General features: G+C 50.1%; 20 protein-coding genes and 3 tRNA genes. 12 read left to right on the plus strand and 11 right to left on the minus strand.

What is annotated here, in order from left to right:
* Window positions 1-54 precede the first annotated feature (54 nt).
* The 5 genes from IPM09_02690 (at window position 55) to IPM09_02710 (ending at window position 6,230) form a co-directional block, all read left to right on the plus strand.
* On the plus strand, window positions 55-1,446 hold the full coding sequence (locus IPM09_02690; GenBank protein ID QQS22422.1) for a divalent metal cation transporter: 1,392 nt from the start codon (window positions 55-57) through the stop codon (window positions 1,444-1,446).
* Between the two features lie 234 nt (window positions 1,447-1,680).
* Window positions 1,681-2,982 (plus strand): class I SAM-dependent RNA methyltransferase, encoded by a 1,302-nt coding sequence (locus tag IPM09_02695; GenBank protein QQS22423.1) that lies wholly within the window; start codon window positions 1,681-1,683, stop codon window positions 2,980-2,982.
* Window positions 2,983-3,014: 32 nt separating this feature from the next.
* Window positions 3,015-4,637, plus strand: a complete 1,623-nt coding sequence (locus IPM09_02700; GenBank protein QQS22424.1) for a prepilin-type N-terminal cleavage/methylation domain-containing protein — start codon at window positions 3,015-3,017, stop codon at window positions 4,635-4,637.
* Between the two features lie 19 nt (window positions 4,638-4,656).
* On the plus strand, window positions 4,657-5,499 hold the full coding sequence (locus IPM09_02705) for a hypothetical protein (protein ID QQS22425.1): 843 nt from the start codon (window positions 4,657-4,659) through the stop codon (window positions 5,497-5,499).
* Between the two features lie 128 nt (window positions 5,500-5,627).
* On the plus strand, window positions 5,628-6,230 hold the full coding sequence (locus tag IPM09_02710; GenBank protein ID QQS22426.1) for a hypothetical protein: 603 nt from the start codon (window positions 5,628-5,630) through the stop codon (window positions 6,228-6,230).
* On the opposite strand, the gene IPM09_02715 is transcribed toward IPM09_02710, so the two are convergent.
* Entirely contained in the window at window positions 6,231-6,722 is a 492-nt protein-coding gene (locus IPM09_02715; protein ID QQS22427.1) for a hypothetical protein, read from the minus strand.
* A 319-nt stretch (window positions 6,723-7,041) separates the two neighbouring features.
* Between IPM09_02715 and IPM09_02720 the strand changes: the two genes are divergently transcribed.
* The 6 genes from IPM09_02720 to IPM09_02745 all read left to right on the plus strand — a co-directional run bounded on the left by IPM09_02720 (window position 7,042) and on the right by IPM09_02745 (window position 13,538).
* Window positions 7,042-10,530 (plus strand): ATP-dependent helicase, encoded by a 3,489-nt coding sequence (locus IPM09_02720; protein ID QQS22428.1) that lies wholly within the window; start codon window positions 7,042-7,044, stop codon window positions 10,528-10,530.
* A 511-nt stretch (window positions 10,531-11,041) separates the two neighbouring features.
* Window positions 11,042-11,108: transfer RNA gene (locus IPM09_02725), tRNA-OTHER, on the plus strand.
* A 3-nt stretch (window positions 11,109-11,111) separates the two neighbouring features.
* Window positions 11,112-11,184, plus strand: a tRNA-OTHER gene (locus tag IPM09_02730).
* 51 nt (window positions 11,185-11,235) lie between these two features.
* A tRNA-Arg gene (locus tag IPM09_02735) sits at window positions 11,236-11,307 on the plus strand.
* Between the two features lie 66 nt (window positions 11,308-11,373).
* Complete coding sequence (locus IPM09_02740; protein QQS22429.1) at window positions 11,374-12,348, plus strand: tRNA-dihydrouridine synthase; 975 nt, start codon at window positions 11,374-11,376, stop codon at window positions 12,346-12,348.
* Window positions 12,349-12,467: 119 nt separating this feature from the next.
* Window positions 12,468-13,538, plus strand: coding sequence for a glycosyltransferase family 2 protein (locus IPM09_02745; protein QQS22430.1), 1,071 nt, complete (start codon window positions 12,468-12,470; stop codon window positions 13,536-13,538).
* A 23-nt stretch (window positions 13,539-13,561) separates the two neighbouring features.
* On the opposite strand, the gene atpC is transcribed toward IPM09_02745, so the two are convergent.
* The 10 genes from atpC to IPM09_02795 are packed head-to-tail and all read right to left on the minus strand — an operon-like array spanning window position 13,562 to window position 20,284.
* On the minus strand, window positions 13,562-13,987 hold the full coding sequence (gene atpC / locus IPM09_02750) for an ATP synthase F1 subunit epsilon (protein QQS22431.1): 426 nt from the start codon (window positions 13,985-13,987) through the stop codon (window positions 13,562-13,564).
* A gap of 6 nt (window positions 13,988-13,993) precedes the next feature.
* On the minus strand, window positions 13,994-15,370 hold the full coding sequence (atpD, locus tag IPM09_02755) for a F0F1 ATP synthase subunit beta (protein QQS22432.1): 1,377 nt from the start codon (window positions 15,368-15,370) through the stop codon (window positions 13,994-13,996).
* Complete coding sequence (locus tag IPM09_02760) at window positions 15,363-15,641, minus strand: hypothetical protein (protein ID QQS22433.1); 279 nt, start codon at window positions 15,639-15,641, stop codon at window positions 15,363-15,365. Before IPM09_02760 ends, atpD begins: the two co-directional genes overlap by 8 nt.
* A complete protein-coding gene (gene atpG, locus IPM09_02765) occupies window positions 15,641-16,507 on the minus strand; it encodes an ATP synthase F1 subunit gamma (GenBank protein QQS22434.1) in 867 nt (288 codons plus the stop codon). The genes IPM09_02760 and atpG overlap by 1 nt, the downstream gene beginning before the upstream one ends.
* Window positions 16,507-18,042, minus strand: coding sequence for a F0F1 ATP synthase subunit alpha (locus IPM09_02770; protein QQS22435.1), 1,536 nt, complete (start codon window positions 18,040-18,042; stop codon window positions 16,507-16,509). Before IPM09_02770 ends, atpG begins: the two co-directional genes overlap by 1 nt.
* A gap of 13 nt (window positions 18,043-18,055) precedes the next feature.
* The gene (locus IPM09_02775; protein ID QQS22436.1) at window positions 18,056-18,439 is read right to left on the minus strand and encodes a F0F1 ATP synthase subunit delta; all 384 of its coding nucleotides are present in this window, start codon (window positions 18,437-18,439) and stop codon (window positions 18,056-18,058) included.
* Entirely contained in the window at window positions 18,440-18,979 is a 540-nt protein-coding gene (atpF, locus tag IPM09_02780) for a F0F1 ATP synthase subunit B (GenBank protein QQS22437.1), read from the minus strand.
* Between the two features lie 7 nt (window positions 18,980-18,986).
* Window positions 18,987-19,202 (minus strand): ATP synthase F0 subunit C, encoded by a 216-nt coding sequence (locus IPM09_02785; GenBank protein ID QQS22438.1) that lies wholly within the window; start codon window positions 19,200-19,202, stop codon window positions 18,987-18,989.
* Window positions 19,203-19,249: 47 nt separating this feature from the next.
* Window positions 19,250-20,044 (minus strand): F0F1 ATP synthase subunit A, encoded by a 795-nt coding sequence (locus IPM09_02790; protein QQS22439.1) that lies wholly within the window; start codon window positions 20,042-20,044, stop codon window positions 19,250-19,252.
* Between the two features lie 6 nt (window positions 20,045-20,050).
* A complete protein-coding gene (locus tag IPM09_02795) occupies window positions 20,051-20,284 on the minus strand; it encodes a hypothetical protein (GenBank protein QQS22440.1) in 234 nt (77 codons plus the stop codon).
* Window positions 20,285-20,324: 40 nt separating this feature from the next.
* Here IPM09_02795 and IPM09_02800 point away from each other — a divergent pair, with 40 nt between their 5' ends.
* Window positions 20,325-20,537, plus strand: coding sequence for a hypothetical protein (locus IPM09_02800; GenBank protein ID QQS22441.1), 213 nt, complete (start codon window positions 20,325-20,327; stop codon window positions 20,535-20,537).
* The last annotated feature ends 3 nt before the right edge of the window (window positions 20,538-20,540 follow it).

Consider the following 20,540-nt stretch of genomic DNA (forward strand, 5'->3'; position numbering starts at 1 on the left):
TCCCCCTCGGAGTGTGCTACAATACGTGCTAGATTAGCGTAAACGGAACACACCATGACAAACCCCTACACCTGGCTTCATGACCTTGTCGGCGATCATCAACAACACGCCCGAGCTGCGCAGCACGAAAAGAACCTTCAGCACGCCCAAAAGCACTATGGCAAATTCGGCCGTTTCATCCGCGTGCTCGGCCCGGGTGTCGTCACTGGCGCTGCCGACGACGATCCGAGCGGAATCGCTACCTATAGCCAGGCTGGGGCTGTCTTTGGTTACGGGCTGCTGTGGCTGTTCCCAATCATGTATCCGCTGCTACTCGCGGTGCAGGAAAGCTGTGCGCGCATTGGGGCGGTGACTGGTGACGGCCTGGCAGCTATTTTAAAACGCCATTATAGCAGAAAGGTACTTTTAATTGCCGTTCTGCTTGTTGTGGTTGCGAACACAGTCAATATCGGTGCCGATCTAGCTGCAATGGCCGCGACAACCCAGCTGTTACTGCCGAGCATACCACTTGGTTTTTTTGCTATCTTCTTTGCTATCGTCTGCGTAATCATGCAGGTGACCGTCCCCTACAAACAATATGCCAAAATTCTTAAATGGCTGGCGATTGCACTGTTCGCTTACCCAGTAACCGCGTTTCTGGTCGGACAGCCATGGGGCGAAGTATTAACCCGAACTGTGTGGCCGCAAGTAACAATCGACAAAGAGACTATCTATATCATGGTTGGTATCCTTGGCACGACCATTAGCCCCTATTTGTTTTTTTGGAATACAAGCGAGGTTGTGGAGGGCGAGGTTGAAACGCATCGAATTGCCACCTCATCCGGCAAGGGCGTTCCTCGCATTAGCAAGGCATTTATTCGCAGCATTCGCATCGACAACGTAGTCGGCATGTCACTCGCGTCAATCTCGGCTTGGTTCATTGTCATCGCTTGCGCCTCAGTGCTCCATGCCAATGGTATTACCAAAATCGACACTGCCGCTGACGCTGCGGCGGCACTTGAGCCACTCGTCCAAGGCTTTCCTAACGCAGGGCTAGTCGCAAAACTACTGTTTTCTGTTGGTATCATCGGCATCGGCCTTCTTGCAGTACCAGTACTAGCAGGGTCTTCGTCATATGCAATTAGCGAAGCACTCGGCCTGCGTGAAGGGTACTACCGTAAATTTAGCAAAGCACATGGTTTTTACGGCATTATTGCACTCGCCACAGTTGCAGGTCTCATTATTAACTTCATCGGCATCGATCCTATTCAGGCGCTCATATTTACTGCAGTATTCAATGCAGTTGCTAGTGTGCCGCTGCTATATATGATCTGGCGTGTCGGCAATAACCGCGATGTAATGGGCGAGTACAAGAACGGTAAGTGGAGTAACATCGGTGTGGTTACCGCGTTTTTGTTGATGGCAGCAGCAAGCTTTGTATTATTCTATTCTACTCTGCCACGCTAAATATGATTGTGTCATGGTTATGATAATTTTGACAGACGAGCAAACGCCATCGTAACCTACAAGTACACCATTTCAACATGTGACAAATTCACTAGACAAGTACAAGTGTTTCCGTTTGCATGGGTCTGTAACTGCTAGGTAAGTGTTTTCGCTGCACACAGCTTCTAGCACACCACACATAAGTGTACATGGTACCATGCGATAGCATAGTACTATTGTGATACAATACTTGAGATGAAAAACGTGCGACATGCCACCCTATCGCTCGATAAAGTAGTCGGTGGCGGACAAACCATCGGCACGCTTGCAGATGGCCGTAAAGCACTGGTGTGGGGCGGACTACCCGGTGAAGAGGTCGAGATACAGATCACGAAGAAAAAGTCCCGTTTCGTAGAGGGGGTTGTCGCACAAGTGCTCGCAGCATCGGACGAGCGCATCGAGCCGCTTGATCCCACCAGCTACCTCAGCACAAGCCCGTGGCAGATTATGGATTTTGCAGCGGAACAACACTACAAGGCCGCGCTCATCGAAGAAGCATTTGAACTTCACGACATCGTACTGCCCAACCCAATCGAAGTCTATACAGATGGTCAAACAGTGCATTATCGCAACAAAGTTGAATTTAGTTGGTTTGGTGATACGGGTGAGCAAGGTGATATTCTGAATCTCGCTTTTTTCCATAGAGGCAGTAAGGGAAAGATCGTAGTGGATGACTGCTCACTGCTGCCGCCCCCAGTAATGCAACTTGCGCGCATAATTCGCGACAGCTTGCAGGCTCGTGGTGCAAGCGCAAGGCAGCTTAAAACACTCCTTATTCGCTGCGATCAGCAAGGAAATTGCGCCTGGCAGCTTTATGTCAAAGATCCAGACTTTGATTTTATCGATGCAACAACTGCGAACGCACTACCTGCGCTGGGCGGTGAAATTATATATAGCGACCCCAAAAGTCCTGCGAGTCGCATTACTCGGCGACTAGCGTCATTTGGGGCACCAGTTCTTAATGACAGTATTTTTGGTAATCATTTTCAATACTCTCCAGAAAGCTTTTTCCAGGTCAATCTCCCTGTCTACAAAGAGGCGCTAAAGGACATGATGGACTGGATAACTGATGGGCGACTTGTCGACCTTTATAGCGGGGTCGGAAGTATTGGTCTAAGTATCACCAAAGGTAGCGTTGACCTAGTGGAGATCGACGAACATGCCGTAAAAGAAATGAGGGTCAATATAGCGTCTCAACAACGCTCAGCAACAGCCCGCGCGATACTAGCTCCAAGCGAAAAAGCGCTTGCGTACATCACCTCTGACGCAGTCATCGTCGTTGACCCGCCTCGAGCTGGATTACACCGCGACGTTATTGACCGCCTGCTTGAAGTACGACCAGATTGCATTATTTATTTAAGCTGCAACCCAGTAACACAAGCTCGTGATATTGCTTTGCTATCTTGTGTTTACGGTATCCGCTACCACAGAGGCTACAATTTTTTTCCTCGAACTCCACATATCGAACATCTTATCATTTTATACAAAAAACACTAGCATTATTGTATATATGTTTGTATAATGACCCTATGAAGTACGGTGCTCGTAGGGGTTTTACGCTAGTTGAAGTGTCGGTAGTAATTGCGCTACTCTCTGTCCTGGCATCAGTAACAGTCGTATCGTTCTCGCAAGCACAGCGCCAAGCGCGTGACAAAAGCCGTGAAGCAAACGCACAAATTATCGCTGGAGCATTAGAGAAATATTATGTCGCCAATGGCGAATATCCCGGCTGCAACAGAATTTCCCTCGATGCCGCTACTGTTACGTCGCAATACCTAATTGGCGTCGACAAGTCTGTATTGCGCATGCCACAAGACACCGCACCCGACGACAACTCCATTACTTGCGGTGAGGCGACACTAGCGACCAATGACATCTACGCTTATGTTGGAGAAACAAGTTCGACATGTAGCACCGGAACTTCCTGCCTAGAGTTCACTCTAAAGTGGCGACAAGAGGCCGATAACCAAACACGTTCAATCAGCAGCGAACACAAAGCTGTCATAGCCTCCTCGGGGGCAATAACCGTGTCTGCTTCGCCGACTGGCACTACGACCGGTGCCGCCTCATGGACAAGCATCCCCAATGCGCTGTCCTATACATTGCAAATCAGTACAAATGCTACCTTCACTGCGCCTACTTCATCGACCTACACAACAACAAATGGTACTTTCACTGGACTAAGCCAGGGAACAACCTATTGGGTACGCGCCAGAGCCAATTCGGCCAGTTCAACGGGAGATTGGTCAAATACCGCAACCCTGACTACCAATGCTATCGTCGCACCTACTATCAGCGTTTCTGCTCAATCTGCGACTCAAGTCGGCATATCGTGGGGAACGGTGGCGGGAGCATCTGGTTATAATTTGCAATACTCTGCCAACAATACAACCTGGTCGACTCTCGTAAACAGCACAGCAACAAATTCCTACACACATACGGGACTTAACCAGGGCGTACGCCTCTATTACAGAGTGCAGGCGATTGTTGCTAGTGTCCCTGGCAACTGGGCAGTGGCAAACGTTGTCACGCCTATTAATGCCCCGGCAGCCTTCACAACAACTCTTTCTAAACCATCGTGGAACTGGTGGACAATAGGGGCTGACCAGGCAATATGTCCTGCCGGCACCACCAGGTCGTGGGATTGGTACTACTATTCAAACATTCGCGGATCTCAGTTTTGGGCGAGCGGTACCGCATACAATTTTGTCGGCTTTAACGCAATGTGGGACGAATCAGTCAGCGTGAACGCATTTGCTCGCTGCTATACAGCAGAAACAACTAGTGGCTTTACGCAGGGTAGCCCTAATCAAGCATTCTCTATGCCATCAACATACACCTATATTGAAACTGGTAGTCCTTACCAGCCGCTATGGCGAAGTACTCACTGGGTTGCCTGGTGCCCTTCGTATACTACTAGCTGGAACTTTCATGTCTGGACTTCGCCTGCAGTTGGCATCGACTTCTGGACAACAGTGAATGATGGTTGGTATGACAAAGAGAATATTGCATGGGGGGATGGTAATAGCTGGCTGCAGTCACACTGCTATGGACCATGGGGGGATCTTGTGATTGAACGAAGTGCCAGCTATGGCAACGGTTGCATGCCACCGAATCCTGTAGCGATATGTTATTCACGATCACCGTACTAATAATTGGAGGCTCAGTCTGATGAAGAAAAAAATTCTTGTTACCGTAGCGTCAGTGCTTTTGGTCATATTGCTTGCGGCATTCACTTATTATTTACTCAGTACTTTCGTAAAACGACCTTCCAATAAAACAATCTCCACTCCAGAGCTAACGGAAGTGAAGAGCTTTGACGAGATCGCCAAACAGTACGGCCGACTTTCTACTAAGCTACCTGCCTACAGTCCTTTGGCCGGCAGCTATTCGACACTATCGTCATATTCCTATACACCCCAAGGGGCAACTTATAGCGTAACGGTAAATCTCCCATTTGTCGGTGGGTTTGAGCATAAAAATAAACAGTCCGAGGACCTCACCGATGTAACAAAAATAACGACTGAACTATTGGTCTCGAAGGGGTTCAAGGAAACTAATTATCCGGGTCGGTCGGCGAAGCTCTTTGACAGTAAAAATGTTATATGTCTTGTTGGCTCGGCTGCTAAAACCAAGGAAAACGCTGCCTATTCTGCCCTCTACTGTTCGCAAAAAAATGAACGTGGCGTGCTAGAAACTGAGTCCAAAGAAGTAAAGAAACTTATTGAACTTATCAAGGACTCTCCGTCTCCACTTGATAACTCACCAACGATTAGCAGATATACTGTCACAGAAAACGAGAAAAAATTTACCACGCTTATGTTTGTGTACAGTGGCAAACTGCCGTCACGTGCGTATTTTGCATCTGTCAACGATAAAACGTATTATTTAGGCTCAGCACTCCACAGCTCGTACGATAATGATACTCCCAGCGAATTACCTGTTGGGGTTCTAAAGGCCGCAAACGATACAGCACTCTATGGTGATTTCATAAAACGTCAGTTTAGACTCTGATACCTATGTCTTCTAGGTGGAAAAAGCATAACTTACGCTGCTACGATAATAATTATGCTCACGCCTGGGGTGGTTTTACTCTATTAGAGATTGCTTTCATAACTGCAGTTTTAGCGGTCCTGTTCACCATGGCAGTGGCTACTTTTAACCGGGTTCAGTCGGGGTCTCGCGATAATAAGCGCGATCTTGATATGCATATTCTATATAGTGAACTCGAAAAGTACTATGAATCTCACGGGGAATACCCTGCTGGCTGCCCGGATACTGACTCTTCCGTTCTTGCCGGACAATGCTGGTTACTATCGACTAATGCGATGGCAGCGCCGTCGCTTGACTCGAGTACGTCATTATCAAGTCTGCAGACTATTCTACCTGGAATTGGCGACGACTGGGGCGACCCACGTTTTCCAGTCAATAGCGATGGGTCTCCAGTAGCAAGTCCCGGCGATATAAAACCTTTCATGTTACGCGACACATCAAACGACGATGGAAGGTACTTTTACCTGGGCTCAAGTAGTACCGGCGATGTCAGCACAAGCCGACCATCCTATTTCAGCCTACATTGTACTTTTCTCTTACCGGCTTCGAGTATAATCCCTAGTAATTATATGGCAGGTTATTTCAGCGAGGTAGATACAAAATGGCACCTGTTTCATGGTCTGCACGGTGAAAAGTGGCAAATCGAAAACTGCACCGAAGGCGTGGAGTATATTATTGATACAACAATCTGACTAGCTAGTCTTGATCCGACGATAGGTAAATTTGGCGGCCGCACGCCAGCCACCACGCGCATCACTATCGGCCTTGCGGATAGTACCATCAATTATTTCACTTACAAGAAAAAGGGCAGGAGAATAGGGCGCAAGCGTGCGATAAAACATAATATCTGATTCATGCACGTCTTTACGACCCGGAAACACAGTGCGAAATTTTTCGCGGCCAATATCGTCGAAATAAGTAGGCCTGCCTTTTGGCGGAAGGTACATTTCAGGCCTCAGATTCATGCGCGCAGCGATTTTTTTGACGTCACCAAGCAACAGACGCGCCGGACCGTAAATATAGCAGTAAAGTTGCTTCTTGGTCGATAAAAACACTGTCGCTTTGGCAGAATGCCCGACATCGACCCCACGTACAATGACTTTTTCGATGTCCAGCTGCACACCAAATTGGCTTTTCGCCAGCCGCTCGAGTGCGAAATCATCAAATATATCGCCGTTATCCATAGCAAAAAGTATATCATACCATAGAATAGCTGTCGAAAGTAACGGGGGTGGATTTCAAAATCGTAAATATGACTATTGACAATTTGTTTGATTTGATATATAATGATATTTATACTGTTCGTCGGTCGGGCGCCCGACACATGGCCTGGGCCACCGACGAACAGCGCACCTTGAGGAGAGTCGCGGTACCCGCGCGTAAGGGTATCGCAACCATTGCGAAAGGCACGACGCCTGCCGCGACTCTCCTCCCTCACACCCCGACGGAAGTAATTCTGTCGGTAAACCCTGCGGCAGTGGTGCTCCGCAGGTGGTCACGCAGGTGACCGATAGCGCACCTACACGCAGTATCCGCAGCTGCGTGGCGCCCAATGTGCAATCGATGGCGTTTCGTGCGGCCCTCGGCGCCCGGTATATCCAAGTAGCCACTCGCTACGTTCCGGGCCCCGAGGGGCTCACTTTTCCCGCCCGAAAGCGGGTTATTTTATTTTCTCTGTATAATAGAGAGGTGGCTGAATTCGAAAAAAGATATAAGCAGCTGAACAAAGCGCAGCGCGAAGCGGTGGATAGTATTGAAGGTCCGCTCTTAGTTATTGCTGGCCCCGGCACAGGTAAGACTGAGTTACTAAGTATGCGCGCCGCCAACATATTACAAAAGACCGACACGCTGCCCCAAAATATACTTTGTCTCACATTTACCGATAGTGGTGCTGCTGCTATGCGCCAGCGACTGGCTAGTATTATTGGCCCCGATGCCTATAAAGTCGCTATCCATACTTTCCATAGTTTTGGGAGTGAAGTTATCAACCAGAATAGCGAATACTTTTACCATGGTGCCGCATTTAAGCCGGCCGATGAGCTGACGAGTCATGAGATACTGACTGGGATTTTTGACGAGCTCGACTATACCAACCCGCTCACCAGTAAAATGAATGGGGAATACACCTATCTTAGCGACGCCAAAACGGTTATTAGCGAGCTAAAGCGTAATGGTTTGACGAGCGATGAACTACTGACCATCATCGCCTCCAACGACATCGTTCTCGACAGTGTTGAAAAAGAACTGAGTAGGATATTTTCTGAGCGGCCAAGCACCACCATGCTCCCACTCTTAGTGCCGCTTGCAAAAAAGGTCGCAGAACTCGCGCCACAACCTATCCCATCGGCCTATACGCCACTCTCAAATACCTTGTCGCTCAGTATGGCGCATGCGTTCGACCACGCCGTCGCAGCAAATAGTACGAAACCCCTTACCGCGTGGCGCGATGAATGGCTGGAAAAAAATGACCAGGGTAGCTTCGTGTTCAAAGATCGCAAACGCCACGCCAAGCTGCGAGCCCTAAGCCACATTTACTATGCTTATCTGACGCGCATGGAGCAAGCCGGACTATACGATTTCGATGACATGGTACTGGGCGTTATTCACGGACTCGAAACGCAGGCAGACCTTGCATACAACTTGCAAGAAAAGTACCACTATATTATGGTGGATGAGTTTCAAGACACCAACCTTGCGCAGCTCCGTGTGCTGTTCGCGCTCACCAACAGTCCACTCTATGAGGGCAAGCCGAATATCATGGCAGTCGGTGATGATGACCAAGCAATTTATAGTTTTCAGGGCGCCGAAGTCAACAATATTCATCGTTTCCGTAGTCAATATCCGGGTATGCGCCTGGTAGTGCTAACCGACAATTACCGGTCGGCAAAACCAATCTTACTCCACGCACGTGAGGTGATAATACAAGGCGAAGATCGACTCGAATCAACCATGAGCGATCTCGGCCTGGTAAAAGAGCTCGTCGCCCTCACCACGCCCAAAGCGCCCAAAGTTCAGCTGATGCCATTTGCTTCCCAAGTTGAAGAGTACAGCTGGATTGCTAGGGATATCGCCAATCACATTGAGAGTGGTCAACCGGCCTCAACTATCGCCATACTAGCGCGCCGCCACAGCGAGCTCGTAGCTATGCTGCCGTATTTATATGCTAATAATATCACTGTCAACTATGAACGCCGCGATGACGTCCTTTCGATGGACGTCGTGATAGCGCTCGAACTTATCGCTTCGATTGCAGTGCACCTGTTCGACCGGGATATCGAAGCAGCCGATAGCCTATTGCCCGAACTGTTGGCTCATCCGGCATTTTTATGTGACCCTGAAGCGGTCTGGCGCATAAGTTTAGTAAGCCATCGCAATCATTTGTCGTGGCTCGAAAGCATGGCAACAACACCTGAGTTTGCGCCCTTACAACAATGGCTTGTTTCGCTTGCGCTCGCCGTACCACACACCCCGCTTGAGCAATTTCTCGACATGCTTCTTGGCATGCCGGCCGACTCAACAAAAGACGATGTCGTTTCGTATCGGTCGCCCCTTTATGAGCACTACTTCAGTGCCGAACAACTTGCTATTAATCCCGAAGCTTACCTTGTAGCGCTTGACGCACTTCGTACTATTCGCGCCCACTTACGCGACTTTAAACCAAATAGCCCGCTTCACGTCCGTGACTTTTTGGAGTACACGACGATGTATCGACAGATAGGAACAGGCATAACAAGCCTGCGTAGGCAGGCCGACGAGATTGCCGGCTCAGTGCATTTGATGACCGTTCACAAAGCCAAGGGGCTGGAGTTCGATTCGGTATATATCGCCGGAGCCCATGACGGCGCCTGGGGCGAGCGGGTTCGTAGTCGTAGCCGACTGATTGGCTATCCCGAAAATCTTCAATTAGCTCCTGCCGGAAACACCTACAGCGAACGTCTACGACTATTCTATGTCGCGATGACCCGCGCCAAGCAACAGCTATCGATAAGCCACCCGACCGTCGCCGAAAATGGCAGTACACTGCTGCCGGCTAGTTTTTTGACCGGTACTTCGCTGACAGCTATTGAGCAGCTGTCAATTCCGTCGTCGACCGAGCAAAACGCGCAAGCCCTGGTAGCATGGCACGATTACTATACACGCGCGACGACCGACTCCATGCAGCTACTACTTGCGCCGCTACTAGAAACCTACAAGCTGTCGGCAACGCACTTGAATAACTTCATCGATCTATCCCGCGGCGGCCCTGGAACCTTCTTGCTCAACAATCTTTTGCGGTTCCCGCAGGCCAAAAGCGCCAATGCAGCGTACGGCACTGCAATCCACACCACTCTTCAGCGAGCACATGCTCATTTGTCGGCAACCGGCAGGCGAAAACCAATCGAAGATGTCCTGGGCGATTTCGTAAAAGAAATGACAAATCAGCATCTCGACAGCAGCGACACAGAGCTGTTCATACAAAAAGGCCAAGACAGTCTGAGTGCTTTTTTGTCGCAGTATTATAACAGCTTCACCCCGTCGCAGCGCACAGAACTCGGCTTTGGCAATCAGTCAGTTGTGTGCGACGGCGTGCGCCTGACAGGTTCACTCGACCTAGTCGAGATTATCGATCAAAACATTACGGTCACTGACTACAAAACCGGCAAACCCAGCACTAGCTGGAAGGGGAGCACTGACTACGAAAAAATAAAGCTACATAAATATAAGCAACAACTCATGTTTTACCAACTTCTCGTCGGGCATTCGCGCGACTATAGCAAGTATTCCTACCTAAAAGGCATCTTGCAATTCGTCGAACCAGACCGAAGTGGGACTATCTATACCCTTGACGTGGTGGCAACCGAAGCAGAGTTGCATGTATTTCGTCAGTTACTGAAGGCAGTTTGGCACTGTATACAAAACCTCACCCTTCCCGACATTAGTCAGTTTGAGCCGACCTACAAAGGCATACTACAGTTTGAGAAATATCTTATTGACAATTATTCCAATAACTGATATTATACTTATATTCTGACCAGCCGATAAAGGGGTGAGGGCTTTGTTCAAGTCGGATAAAGACAAGGAGCGCGAAGCGCGTGAGCGCGCAGGCGCCAAGACCTGCCCCAAATGTGGTGGCAGAGGTGGCTTCGGCCCAGGTGGCTGTGGCGCGATAAGCCACGGACACTGCACAGTGTGCAATTGCACCGGCAGGGTCAATAAGTAGACCTCGCTCGCTGCCGACGCGGCGGGCATTCGCCCTCAGTTCGGTGTTGGCCCACCATGCTGAGGGCAGAGAGGTGCTCCTTCAAGGAGCTGGCACACTGGGCAGGGGATGAGACCTACTGCCGTGGAACTTTGGTGCCGCTTTAGTGAGGTCGAGCTCTCTCCGGCCGACAGACGCGCATTCCTCCAGCGCGCCTGTCGGCCTCTTTTTATTGGTTGTGCTTGCATTACACCACCCCTCATGCTAGGATACGACAGCGGTCTTGTTCGGTGTGTCTACCAGACAGACAGGCAGGACCGACCAGGAGAGGTAGTTTAACGACTAAGAACGGCGCACCGCGCAAACCCGGGTTTGAATCCCGGCCTCTCCCCCCCGAGCCGTTAGTGTAGCAGGGCATACTCTGGAGAACCCCAGAGAAGCGGAGTGTTCGAATCCTCCCGGCTCGACCGCGGTCGCACCACTTGACCACCAAATCGGTGGTGCGACCCGCAAAACCAGCCTCATTAGCTCAGTGGCAGAGCGCTCACGTTCTAAGTGAGAGGTCACAGGTTCGAACCCTGTATGAGGCTCCGCTTCTGGCTGTCAGTTTCGACTGATAGCCAGGAGCCGCTTTTAATATTCGCTATACTAATTATATGCAGACCTTTTGGCACAGACTCCCTACACCCTTTTTCATCCTTGCGCCCATGGAGGCGGTGACCGATGTTGTGTTTCGTCATGTCGTCGCCCAAGCTGGCCGGCCCGACGTCTTTTTCACGGAATTTACCAATGCCACTGGCTGGCACAGGGCGGGTGACAAAGCTATTGGCGGGCGACTTATCAAAACAAGCGACGAACACCCAATTGTCGCGCAGCTATGGGGGAGCGACCCGGGGGCGATGGCTGCACTTGGCATCCATTGTGCGCACCTCGGCTATGATGGTATCGACATTAACATGGGCTGCCCCGATCAATCTGCCGTTAAGGCCGGTGGCGGAGCTGGCATGATTCGCACGCCAGAAAAGGCCTACGAAATGATTGCAGCAGCCAAACAGTCAGGGCTGCCCGTCAGTGTCAAAACACGGCTTGGCTATAGCAGCGTCGATGAGTGGCGTGATTGGCTCGGTGGCCTACTCTGCCAAGACATAGCCGTGCTTACTGTACATCTACGCACCAAAAAAGAAATGAGCAAAGTGCCCGCGCATTTTGAACTTATCCCCGAAATTATTGCTTTGCGCGACAGGCTTGCTCCTCAAACGCTCATCGTGATCAACGGCGACGTCCGCGACCGCAAGCATGGCCTGGAATTTGCAACACAGCATGGCGTCGACGGCGTCATGATTGGTCGCGGTGTGTTCGCAAATCCTTTTTGTTTCCAAATGCTACATGGCGATGCAAGCGGCCATGAGCGCAGTGAGCTTATTAGTCTACTACTATTTCATCTTGACGAATATGACCGCTATCACGAGCAAACGGGCCGGCCATTCGAAACCCTCAAGCGCTTTTTCAAAATCTATATCCGCGATTTTGACGGTGCGAGTGATCTGCGCGACCAACTAATGCATTGTAAAACTACGCAAGACGTTCGTGCTTTACTAGAAAAGATCGATGTAATACTATCACATACGTAGCCCGGTGACCTATCAAAAGATAGAGTTCGCCAGGAGTATCCACACCCCGATCTTCCTGCCATCGCGCGCAGGGAAGGTCGGGGTACTTCTTTTGTATATATTCATGCTATCATAACAGAGTGAAGCAGCCACTTGTTAGTATTATTGTGCCAGTGTTCAATGCAGCCCCACATCTGGAGCAGTGTGTTGAAAGTATCCTCATGCAAACATACCCTCACCTTGAGCTCCTGCTTATTGACGATGGCTCAACCGATGGCTCGAGCAACCTATGCGACCAGTTGGCGACCCATGACGCACGTATTCAGGTGCTGCACGGTGCCAACAAGGGCCAAACTTATGCACGCACTGCTGGCCTGAAGCTTTCCAAGGGCGCCTATGTTCATTTTGTCGATGCCGACGACTGGCTATCGCCAAATATGACCAAGATCATGGTTGGGTATGCCGAAAAACATCAAGCGGATATCGTTACTTGCGGCGCAGCGTTCCACTATGCCAAGCATCATGTACCAGTCGGACAGCGTGTCCCGCTTGGTGTCTATAACAAAGCACGCTTAAAAAAAGAGCTCTACCCAAAAATGCTCTATAGTGGACAATTTTTCTATTTTGGAATCTACGCGGCGATGTGGAATAAACTTTTTCGCCGCGAAATTATAGAACCAAATATTTTAGCCGTTGACGAAACAATCAAAATCGGTGAAGATGGCGTGGCGACGTATGGAGCGTTTCTTGATGCGAAAAAGGTAGTTGTGATTGAAGATCACCTTTATCAATACCGCGACAACAACGACTCGCTGACGCGCAGATATTGTAAGGAGCAATTTGATAATGCGCTACTGCTCATTCGAGAGCTGCGATTACTAAGCGACCGCAAGGGAGTGTATGATCTAAACCCGCAGATTGACTACTACTTTATGTACAACGTACGGAGCATCTTGCTCGAGGAGTTCTACTATCGTCATAGGAAGCCACTCGGTAGGCGCCTTCAGTATTTACGAAAGATAGTTGCACACCCCGATGTTGCTACAATCGCCAGGCATATCAATCTTGACCACGGATTTAACGCTGTACAAACCCGCTTTTTCAAATTGCTACGTAGTGGCGACTTTACTCCACTTATTGCAGCCACTATGCGCGAGGCTTACTATATGCGTAGTCGCAAGCTGCTTCGTAAAGCACTTGGTCGGTATTGATCCAAAAATCGTTTGATATGATGCTACATTCGGCGTTTACGTCGATGTAGGTCGGCAACCTTGAGCCGGACAGCATGACGATCGACTAACTGGTGGGCCTTCTCGAGTTCAACTTGGTCTGTGGCTTCATCGCGAAGCTTTAAGGCGCGGTCAAGTGCAGCTTTGCTCTCAGCCTCAACAATGTCATCACCATGCTCAGCCTCATCAACTAGTACCCGTACATGGTTGTTGCCAACTTCAATCACACCGCCACTAATCGCAAAGTACTCAAGTTGCTCATTGCTGTGGTGTTTGTCGCGACGGACACATATGACACCGGTCTTGGCCACACTTACGAGCGGCTCGTGGTCGGGAAAAACAGCAATCTCACCATCAACAGTTGGCAAGATAACTTCGTATACCTTTTCGTTGATCTTGCTTCCTGAAAGAGTAATGAGTTCGAAATCCATGTGTTGCTAGTCCTTCTTCTCGCTTAAGGGGCCTGGAGCCATGTAGAACCAGTTTTCTGGCTTGCTATCGTATTTGCCATTCAAAATGTCTTTGACATCTTTTACGGTATCAGCAACCTTTATGTAGGCACCTTCGTTACCTGTAAACTGAGTGGCCACGAAAAATGGCTGAGCAAGGAAACGCTGCAAACGACGAGCACGGGCCACGGTTTGCTTCTGGTCATCACTAAGCTCTTCCATACCAAGGATGGCGATGATATCTTGCAATTCCTTATATTGCTGCAGTACTCGCTGGGCTTCGCGCGCAACCTGGTAGTGCTCCTCGCCGACGATTTCCGGATCGAGAATGGTACTGTTGCTATCAAGTGGATCAACCGCCGGATAAATACCAATTTCTGTCAGGGCACGGTTAAGCACAATCGTCGAGTCAAGGTGGGCAAATGTGGTTGCTGGGGCTGGGTCGGTCAGGTCGTCGGCCGGCACGTAAACGGCCTGGACGCTCGTGATCGAACCCTTTTTTGTGCTCGTAATGCGCTCTTGGAGTGCACCCATTTCCTGCTGCAAGTTCGGCTGATAGCCCACCGCACTTGGCAGGCGTCCAAGCAGAGCAGAAACCTCAGCACCGGCCTGTGTGAAGCGAAAGATGTTGTCGATAAATAGCAACACATCCTTACCGTCATCGCGAAACGCTTCTGCCATAGCAAGACCAGAGAGCGCCACGCGCAGACGTGCCCCTGGTGGTTCGTTCATCTGGCCAAACACGAGGCTCGTTTTGTCCAGCACGCCCGCTTCTTTCATTTCGTAGTAAAGGTCATTGCCTTCACGTGTGCGCTCACCAACACCAGCAAACACCGAGTTACCAGAGTGGAATTTAGCAATATTGTTAATCAACTCCTGAATCAGCACGGTCTTACCAACACCAGCACCACCAAAGAGACCTACCTTGCCACCCTTAGCGATCGGCGCAATCAGGTCAATAACCTTGATGCCGGTTTCAAGGATCTCGGTTTTATTGGTTTGCTCACTCAGCGCTGGTGGCTCGCGGTGGATACTCGCAGTTTTACCTTTTGGCGCCGGCTTGCCGTCAATCGGCTCACCAACAACATTGAACATGCGTCCTTGGGTTTCCGGACCAACTGGCACATTGATTGGCGCACCGGTCGCTTCAACTGCCTGCCCACGCTTTAGACCATCGGTACTTGAAAGCGCCACAGCGCGAACTGTTTGTTCATCGAGATGCTGCGCGACTTCAAGCGTTAGTATGCGGCCTTCGTGCTCGATGCGTAAAGCATCGTAAATCGCAGGGAGGCCACCGCTCGCAAACTCAATGTCCACCACTACACCCACAATTTGTATAATTTTTCCGGTCTGTACTTTAGTCATCACTTACTCCTTGTTCTTTGTCGTTGATTGGGCCGCCTTCATTCTCCATATCGTTTTGCGCTGTCTTGTCAGTTCTCTCAAGTGCGGCTTTTTGCTGAGCGAGTGCCCCCACTGCAGCGGCTACTCGTGCAAGCGTTTCTTGCCGCAGCTCGTAAGCCACACTCTCAAGAAGATAGGGCGGAATAATGCCAGGCGTTAGGGTGACCCTACAGCTACGCCTCTCTTCCTCATACAACTCAAATGTTGTTTTGCCTTTGTCTACGTGATACATTATTTCATCGCCTCCACACCCGCACTAATTTCACTCAGCTCCTGGGTAATTGCGCCCTGACGGGCTTTGTTCATCGCTAGCGTCAGATCGTCTACTAGGTCGGTTGCATTGTCGGTTGCATTTTTCATCGCTAACATACGCATACTATGCTCACTGGCGCGCGCATCAAGGAGCGCCTGGAAAAGTCGCGAACCCACTAGCCGATAAGCCACATCATCGAGCACGCGCTCGACCGACGGCTCGTACTCGGCATCGCGCACAAATTCGCTCACTTCCGTTTCGACAAATCCAGCAGGGAAGAGCCTTATCACATCAGCGGTTTGCGTAATGCTGCTGACGAATTTGGTATAAATAACATCAACCGCATCAACTTTTCTCGTCTCGAATGCATCTTTTGCTGTGTTGAGAATTGCATGAAATTGTGAACCCTCAGGGTGATCTGGTAAATCTTCGTAGGTCCCAACCACTTCCGTGTGCTTAATTCTCGTGACAAAGCTTGCTGCTTTGCGACCTACAGCGACTGTGTAGTTCTTCACACCGTCTTTGTCATCAGAGCGCAAATTCTGTACATAGGCTTTGAGAACATTGGCATTGTATGCGCCAGCCAAGCCCTTATCACTCGCAATCACGATGATCATGCGAGACTTCACTGGTCGAGCAGTAAACCATCTATGGCCATTGGTTGCCCCCTGGCTCGACAAATAACTCAGCAGCTCGTTGGCCGCATGGGCATAGGGCGCGCTGCCCTTAGTTGCATCTTGCGCACGACGCATTTTACTCGCTGCGACCATTTGCATAGCCTTGGTAATCTGCTTAGTGGACTTCACCGAGCGGATACGCGATTTTAGCTGCTGCGTCGAGGCCATTAGCCTTCAAATCCCTTCGCCACTAGTTTCGCGGTCTTGGTAATCAGTTTGCCAGCCGCACTGTCGTTTCCGAGCTTGTCGGTACCTTTTGTCAGTTCTTGCATAGCTTTTTTGTCATCGGCCCACAGGCGGGTCAGCAAGGCTTTTTGAGCATCCTTGATCTTGCTTGACGGCACTTCGTCAAATAAACCTTCGCTCACCGCAAACACACTAGCCGCTTGTTCCCACACGCTCATCGGCTGGTACTGTGGTTGTTTCAAAAGCTCGGTGAGGCGCTGACCGCGCTCAATTTGCGCCTTGGTGGCTTCGTCGAGGTCGCTCCCAAACTGCGCAAAACTGGCAAGCTCGCGGAACTGGCTCAGACCTAGCTTCAAATGACCCGATACGCTTTTTACAGTTTTGGTCTGGGCATCACCACCCACACGACTCACGCTAAGCCCCGCGCTAATAGCTGGCCGAATACCCTGGTAAAATAGATCAGTTTCCATGAAAATCTGCCCATCGGTAATGGAAATCACATTCGTAGGAATATAGGCTGAAATGTCACCGGCTTGAGTCTCGATAATCGGCAGGGCAGTCAGTGAACCGCCACCCAGGTCGTCACTCAGCTTGCTGCTGCGCTCAAGGAGGCGCGAGTGTAGATAGAACACATCACCCGGAAACGCTTCACGGCCCGGTGGACGGCGAAGAAGAAGTGACATTTGGCGATAGGCGACAGCGTGCTTCGTGAGGTCATCATAAATCATCAGCGCATGTTCGCCCTTATCGCGGAAGTATTCACCCATAGCAGTACCGGCATACGGTGCCAGGTATAGTAGTGAGGCTGGGTCGCTAGGACTGGTCGCCACTACAATAGTTTGCTCCATCACACCTTCTTCTTTAAGACGCTCTACTAGCCTAGCAACTTTGCTGAGTTTCTGGCCAACAGCAACATACACGTTCACCACACCGGTTTTCTGGCGTGCCTGGTTGATCATAGTATCAATGGTAATAGCAGTCTTGCCAGTCTGACGATCGCCAATAATCAGCTCACGCTGACCGCGACCAATAGGGAACATGGAATCAATAGCCATAATACCGGTCATGAGCGGTTCGTGCACGTGCTTGCGCCCGAGTACACCCACCGCTTCGCGCTCTACACGACCACGCGCTTTAGTGGTAAGTGGCCTGCCGCCGTCGAGCACTTCACCAAGCGGATTAACCACGCGGCCCAGTAGATCTTCGCCAACCGGCACGCTGAGCACTTCACCCTTAAGTTTTACGCTGTCACCGGCGGCCACACCTTGGTCGCTACCTAAAAGTACAGCACCGATTTCATCTTCCATGAGGTTCAGCGCAAATGCTTCGACGACACCGGTTTTAGTCTCGATTTGAAGCACTTCACTGTAGCCAGCGTTTGTGAGCCCGTGCACCCATGCCACACCGTCACCCACACGGGTCACAATACCTACTTGTTCCATATTGCCATCAAGGTCTAGCTTCGCAATCGCATCACGTAGGCCCTTGGATAGTTCTGTTACTGCTATATCAGCCATCCGTTTGTCCTTCCTATATCTTAGCCCGGCTAAGCGCCAGGAGTTTATGCTTTATAGTTGCGTCGAGTTTCAACCCAGGCGTTTCGACAAGTACGCCGCCAATAACTGAAGGGTCAACTTTCTCGCGGATATATAATGTATTGGCTGCAATCAATGCCTCAACCCGCTGACGCAGCTCGCTGTCGAGCGGGCGAGCAGTTGTAACCGACGCAATGACCGTACCGCGGCGAGCGAGCGTGTCTTCAATTGCTCGCACCACTAGGGTACACTCACGAATCCGGCCAGACTCGACCAGGTAGCCAGCGACATGTAGCAGGGCCTGGTCGAGTGAACGACCTGCTAGCATTTCATCAGCCACGTAGGCGGCCAGTTTACTGCGAGAAAGCTTGTCAGCCATTTACTTTGTCGCCTCGAGTGCTTTAGCGATGACTTTTTCGTCAATCGCCGGTGTTATCGCACCAGTCACTACTTTTTGCGTCGCCAGCGCCACGAGCTCGATCGTCTCATTGTGAAGCGCCTTCTTGGCAGCAATGACATCTTTCGCGAGCGACTCACGTGCCATCGTGACAATGTGCTCGGCCTGCTGCTTGCCCTTTGTCTCGGCATCAGCGACCATACTTGAGGCTTCGTCTTTCGCTGTCGCAACGATCTCACGTGCTTCCACGCGTGCTTCTGTCAGCAATTTGTCGATCTTTGCTTGAGTTTTGGCCGCGTTTTTCTCGGCCTCAACAGCTGCCCGAGTGCTCTCTTCAATCATTGCTTGGCGTTTATCAATCGTGCGAATGAAAACTGGGTACACCCATTTCCCAAGCGCAAATGTCAAAAGCCCAAACGCAACAATTTGAAAAATCAGTAGTGTCCCATCAATGCCAAGTGCAGTAACGACGCTCTCTTCTGGAGCCTCCGTTGTACTTGCAAATGTTGTCAGGATATTCATGCGCGTACTATGCCTTTGCGATAAATGCCACAATGATACCAATGATTGCGAGTGAGTCAGCAAACACGATCGCAGTGATCATGAGTGTGCGGATATCACTCAATTTTTCTGGGTTACGACCAAATGCGCTAAGCGCACCAGAACCAATCAACCCAATGCCGATTGCCGCGCCAAATGCAGGCAATGCGTAGGTTAGCCCAAATGCAAGTTCTTTTAGCTCCATAGTGTTCTCCTTTTATCCTTATTGCTTATCTTTTACACCTATTATCATCAGTCCATTGCTCCAACAGGTATTGGGGCAGAGGAGTGATCGGGTGATGTATGACCGCCGTGGCTCATAGTAGCGAGCGCAGCGAAAATAAGGGTTAACATGTAGAATACATACGCCTGGATAAAGCCTATAAACAGCTCGAACGCCATAAACAATGGCAAACTGAGACTTGCAAAATAGCCGCTCAGTGCACCGACAATCATCAGCAGCACCTCACCTGCGAATGCGTTGCCGAACAGTCGAAAACTGAGCGCAAGTAGACGAGATGCTTCGCCAACAATTTCAAGTAGCCCCTCGAATGAACCAATCGGATCTTTGAGTGGGTTGATGAGGTAGCGACCAATATTTTTGAAAAAACCGTGATGTTTGATTGCATACACTTGTACGGCTGTCATGGTGACAAACGCCAGCGCGGTTGTAAAATTAAGGTCAGTCGGCAAGCCGCGCAGCAATTCATGTCCATTGAGCTTTACCGAGCCGACACCAGGAATGATACTAACCCAGTAGGTACAGAGTACCGTGAAAAAGATAGTGAGCGCTAGCGGCGCAATGCTTGCGGCAATTTTTTTGTCGGGAATAATGGTATAGATATTGCCATACATACCTTCAAACACCCATTGTACAAAGCCGGTGAAACGATTAGATTTTCCTGCCTTCACCTGGAGTGCCGCTGCGATGAGAATAGCTAGCATGAGAACCACGCCAAGCCCACCGAGTATCATGGTATTGGTGATAGGAAGAGGACCGACATGAAAAAGTGTCGAAGCGGGCAAGTGAATAGGGGGAATTTCCATATCGTGCTATACGTCCTTTGCTAGCTGTTGCTTTATTAGCAGCCCGGCGATGAGCGCACCAATCGTAGCCCCGATGAGCAAGCCATACGGCTTGGTGTGCCAAGTGTCGTCTGCCAAGTTACCGAGTAGTATTAGGCTGATGGTGGGCACGAACATGCGCCACGTTGTATCAGCGATGGTCAATATCAAAACGCTCGCAGGTAGAACGGGCTTGTTCCCCTCGTTTGTATTGTTACTCATGTACTAGTATAGTATAGCAGAAGAAAGAGAGCTCGACTAGATGCCTAGGCGCAACAAACCAAAATATGTTTTATATCGTCGCGACCAGCCAGCCGCAGAAAAAAATAAAGTACGCTACGCCACCAAACAAGCTGCTGAGCGGGGCGCCGCAGAAACAATAAAATACCAGCCCGACCTACAATTCAGCGTTTACCAATCACCCATTGATGGCGGTTGGTACTTAACTAGCCAGCGCGAAACGAATAATAAGTAACTC

The organism is Candidatus Saccharibacteria bacterium, from assembly GCA_016700015.1.
GTDB lineage: Bacteria > Patescibacteriota > Saccharimonadia > Saccharimonadales > Saccharimonadaceae > Saccharimonas.

Coding starts and splice junctions, on each gene's coding strand:
- IPM09_02690 (QQS22422.1), top strand. CDS start 55: ATGACAAACCCCTACACCTGGCTTCATGACCTTGTCGGCGATCATCAA.
- IPM09_02695 (QQS22423.1), top strand. CDS start 1,681: ATGAAAAACGTGCGACATGCCACCCTATCGCTCGATAAAGTAGTCGGT.
- IPM09_02700 (QQS22424.1), top strand. CDS start 3,015: ATGAAGTACGGTGCTCGTAGGGGTTTTACGCTAGTTGAAGTGTCGGTA.
- IPM09_02705 (QQS22425.1), top strand. CDS start 4,657: ATGAAGAAAAAAATTCTTGTTACCGTAGCGTCAGTGCTTTTGGTCATA.
- IPM09_02710 (QQS22426.1), top strand. CDS start 5,628: ATGGCAGTGGCTACTTTTAACCGGGTTCAGTCGGGGTCTCGCGATAAT.
- IPM09_02715 (QQS22427.1), bottom strand. CDS start 6,722: ATGGATAACGGCGATATATTTGATGATTTCGCACTCGAGCGGCTGGCG.
- IPM09_02740 (QQS22429.1), top strand. CDS start 11,374: ATGCAGACCTTTTGGCACAGACTCCCTACACCCTTTTTCATCCTTGCG.
- atpC (QQS22431.1), bottom strand. CDS start 13,987: ATGGATTTCGAACTCATTACTCTTTCAGGAAGCAAGATCAACGAAAAG.
- atpD (QQS22432.1), bottom strand. CDS start 15,370: ATGACTAAAGTACAGACCGGAAAAATTATACAAATTGTGGGTGTAGTG.
- IPM09_02760 (QQS22433.1), bottom strand. CDS start 15,641: ATGTATCACGTAGACAAAGGCAAAACAACATTTGAGTTGTATGAGGAA.
- atpG (QQS22434.1), bottom strand. CDS start 16,507: ATGGCCTCGACGCAGCAGCTAAAATCGCGTATCCGCTCGGTGAAGTCC.
- IPM09_02770 (QQS22435.1), bottom strand. CDS start 18,042: ATGGCTGATATAGCAGTAACAGAACTATCCAAGGGCCTACGTGATGCG.
- IPM09_02775 (QQS22436.1), bottom strand. CDS start 18,439: ATGGCTGACAAGCTTTCTCGCAGTAAACTGGCCGCCTACGTGGCTGAT.
- atpF (QQS22437.1), bottom strand. CDS start 18,979: ATGAATATCCTGACAACATTTGCAAGTACAACGGAGGCTCCAGAAGAG.
- IPM09_02785 (QQS22438.1), bottom strand. CDS start 19,202: ATGGAGCTAAAAGAACTTGCATTTGGGCTAACCTACGCATTGCCTGCA.
- IPM09_02790 (QQS22439.1), bottom strand. CDS start 20,044: ATGGAAATTCCCCCTATTCACTTGCCCGCTTCGACACTTTTTCATGTC.
- IPM09_02795 (QQS22440.1), bottom strand. CDS start 20,284: ATGAGTAACAATACAAACGAGGGGAACAAGCCCGTTCTACCTGCGAGC.
- IPM09_02800 (QQS22441.1), top strand. CDS start 20,325: ATGCCTAGGCGCAACAAACCAAAATATGTTTTATATCGTCGCGACCAG.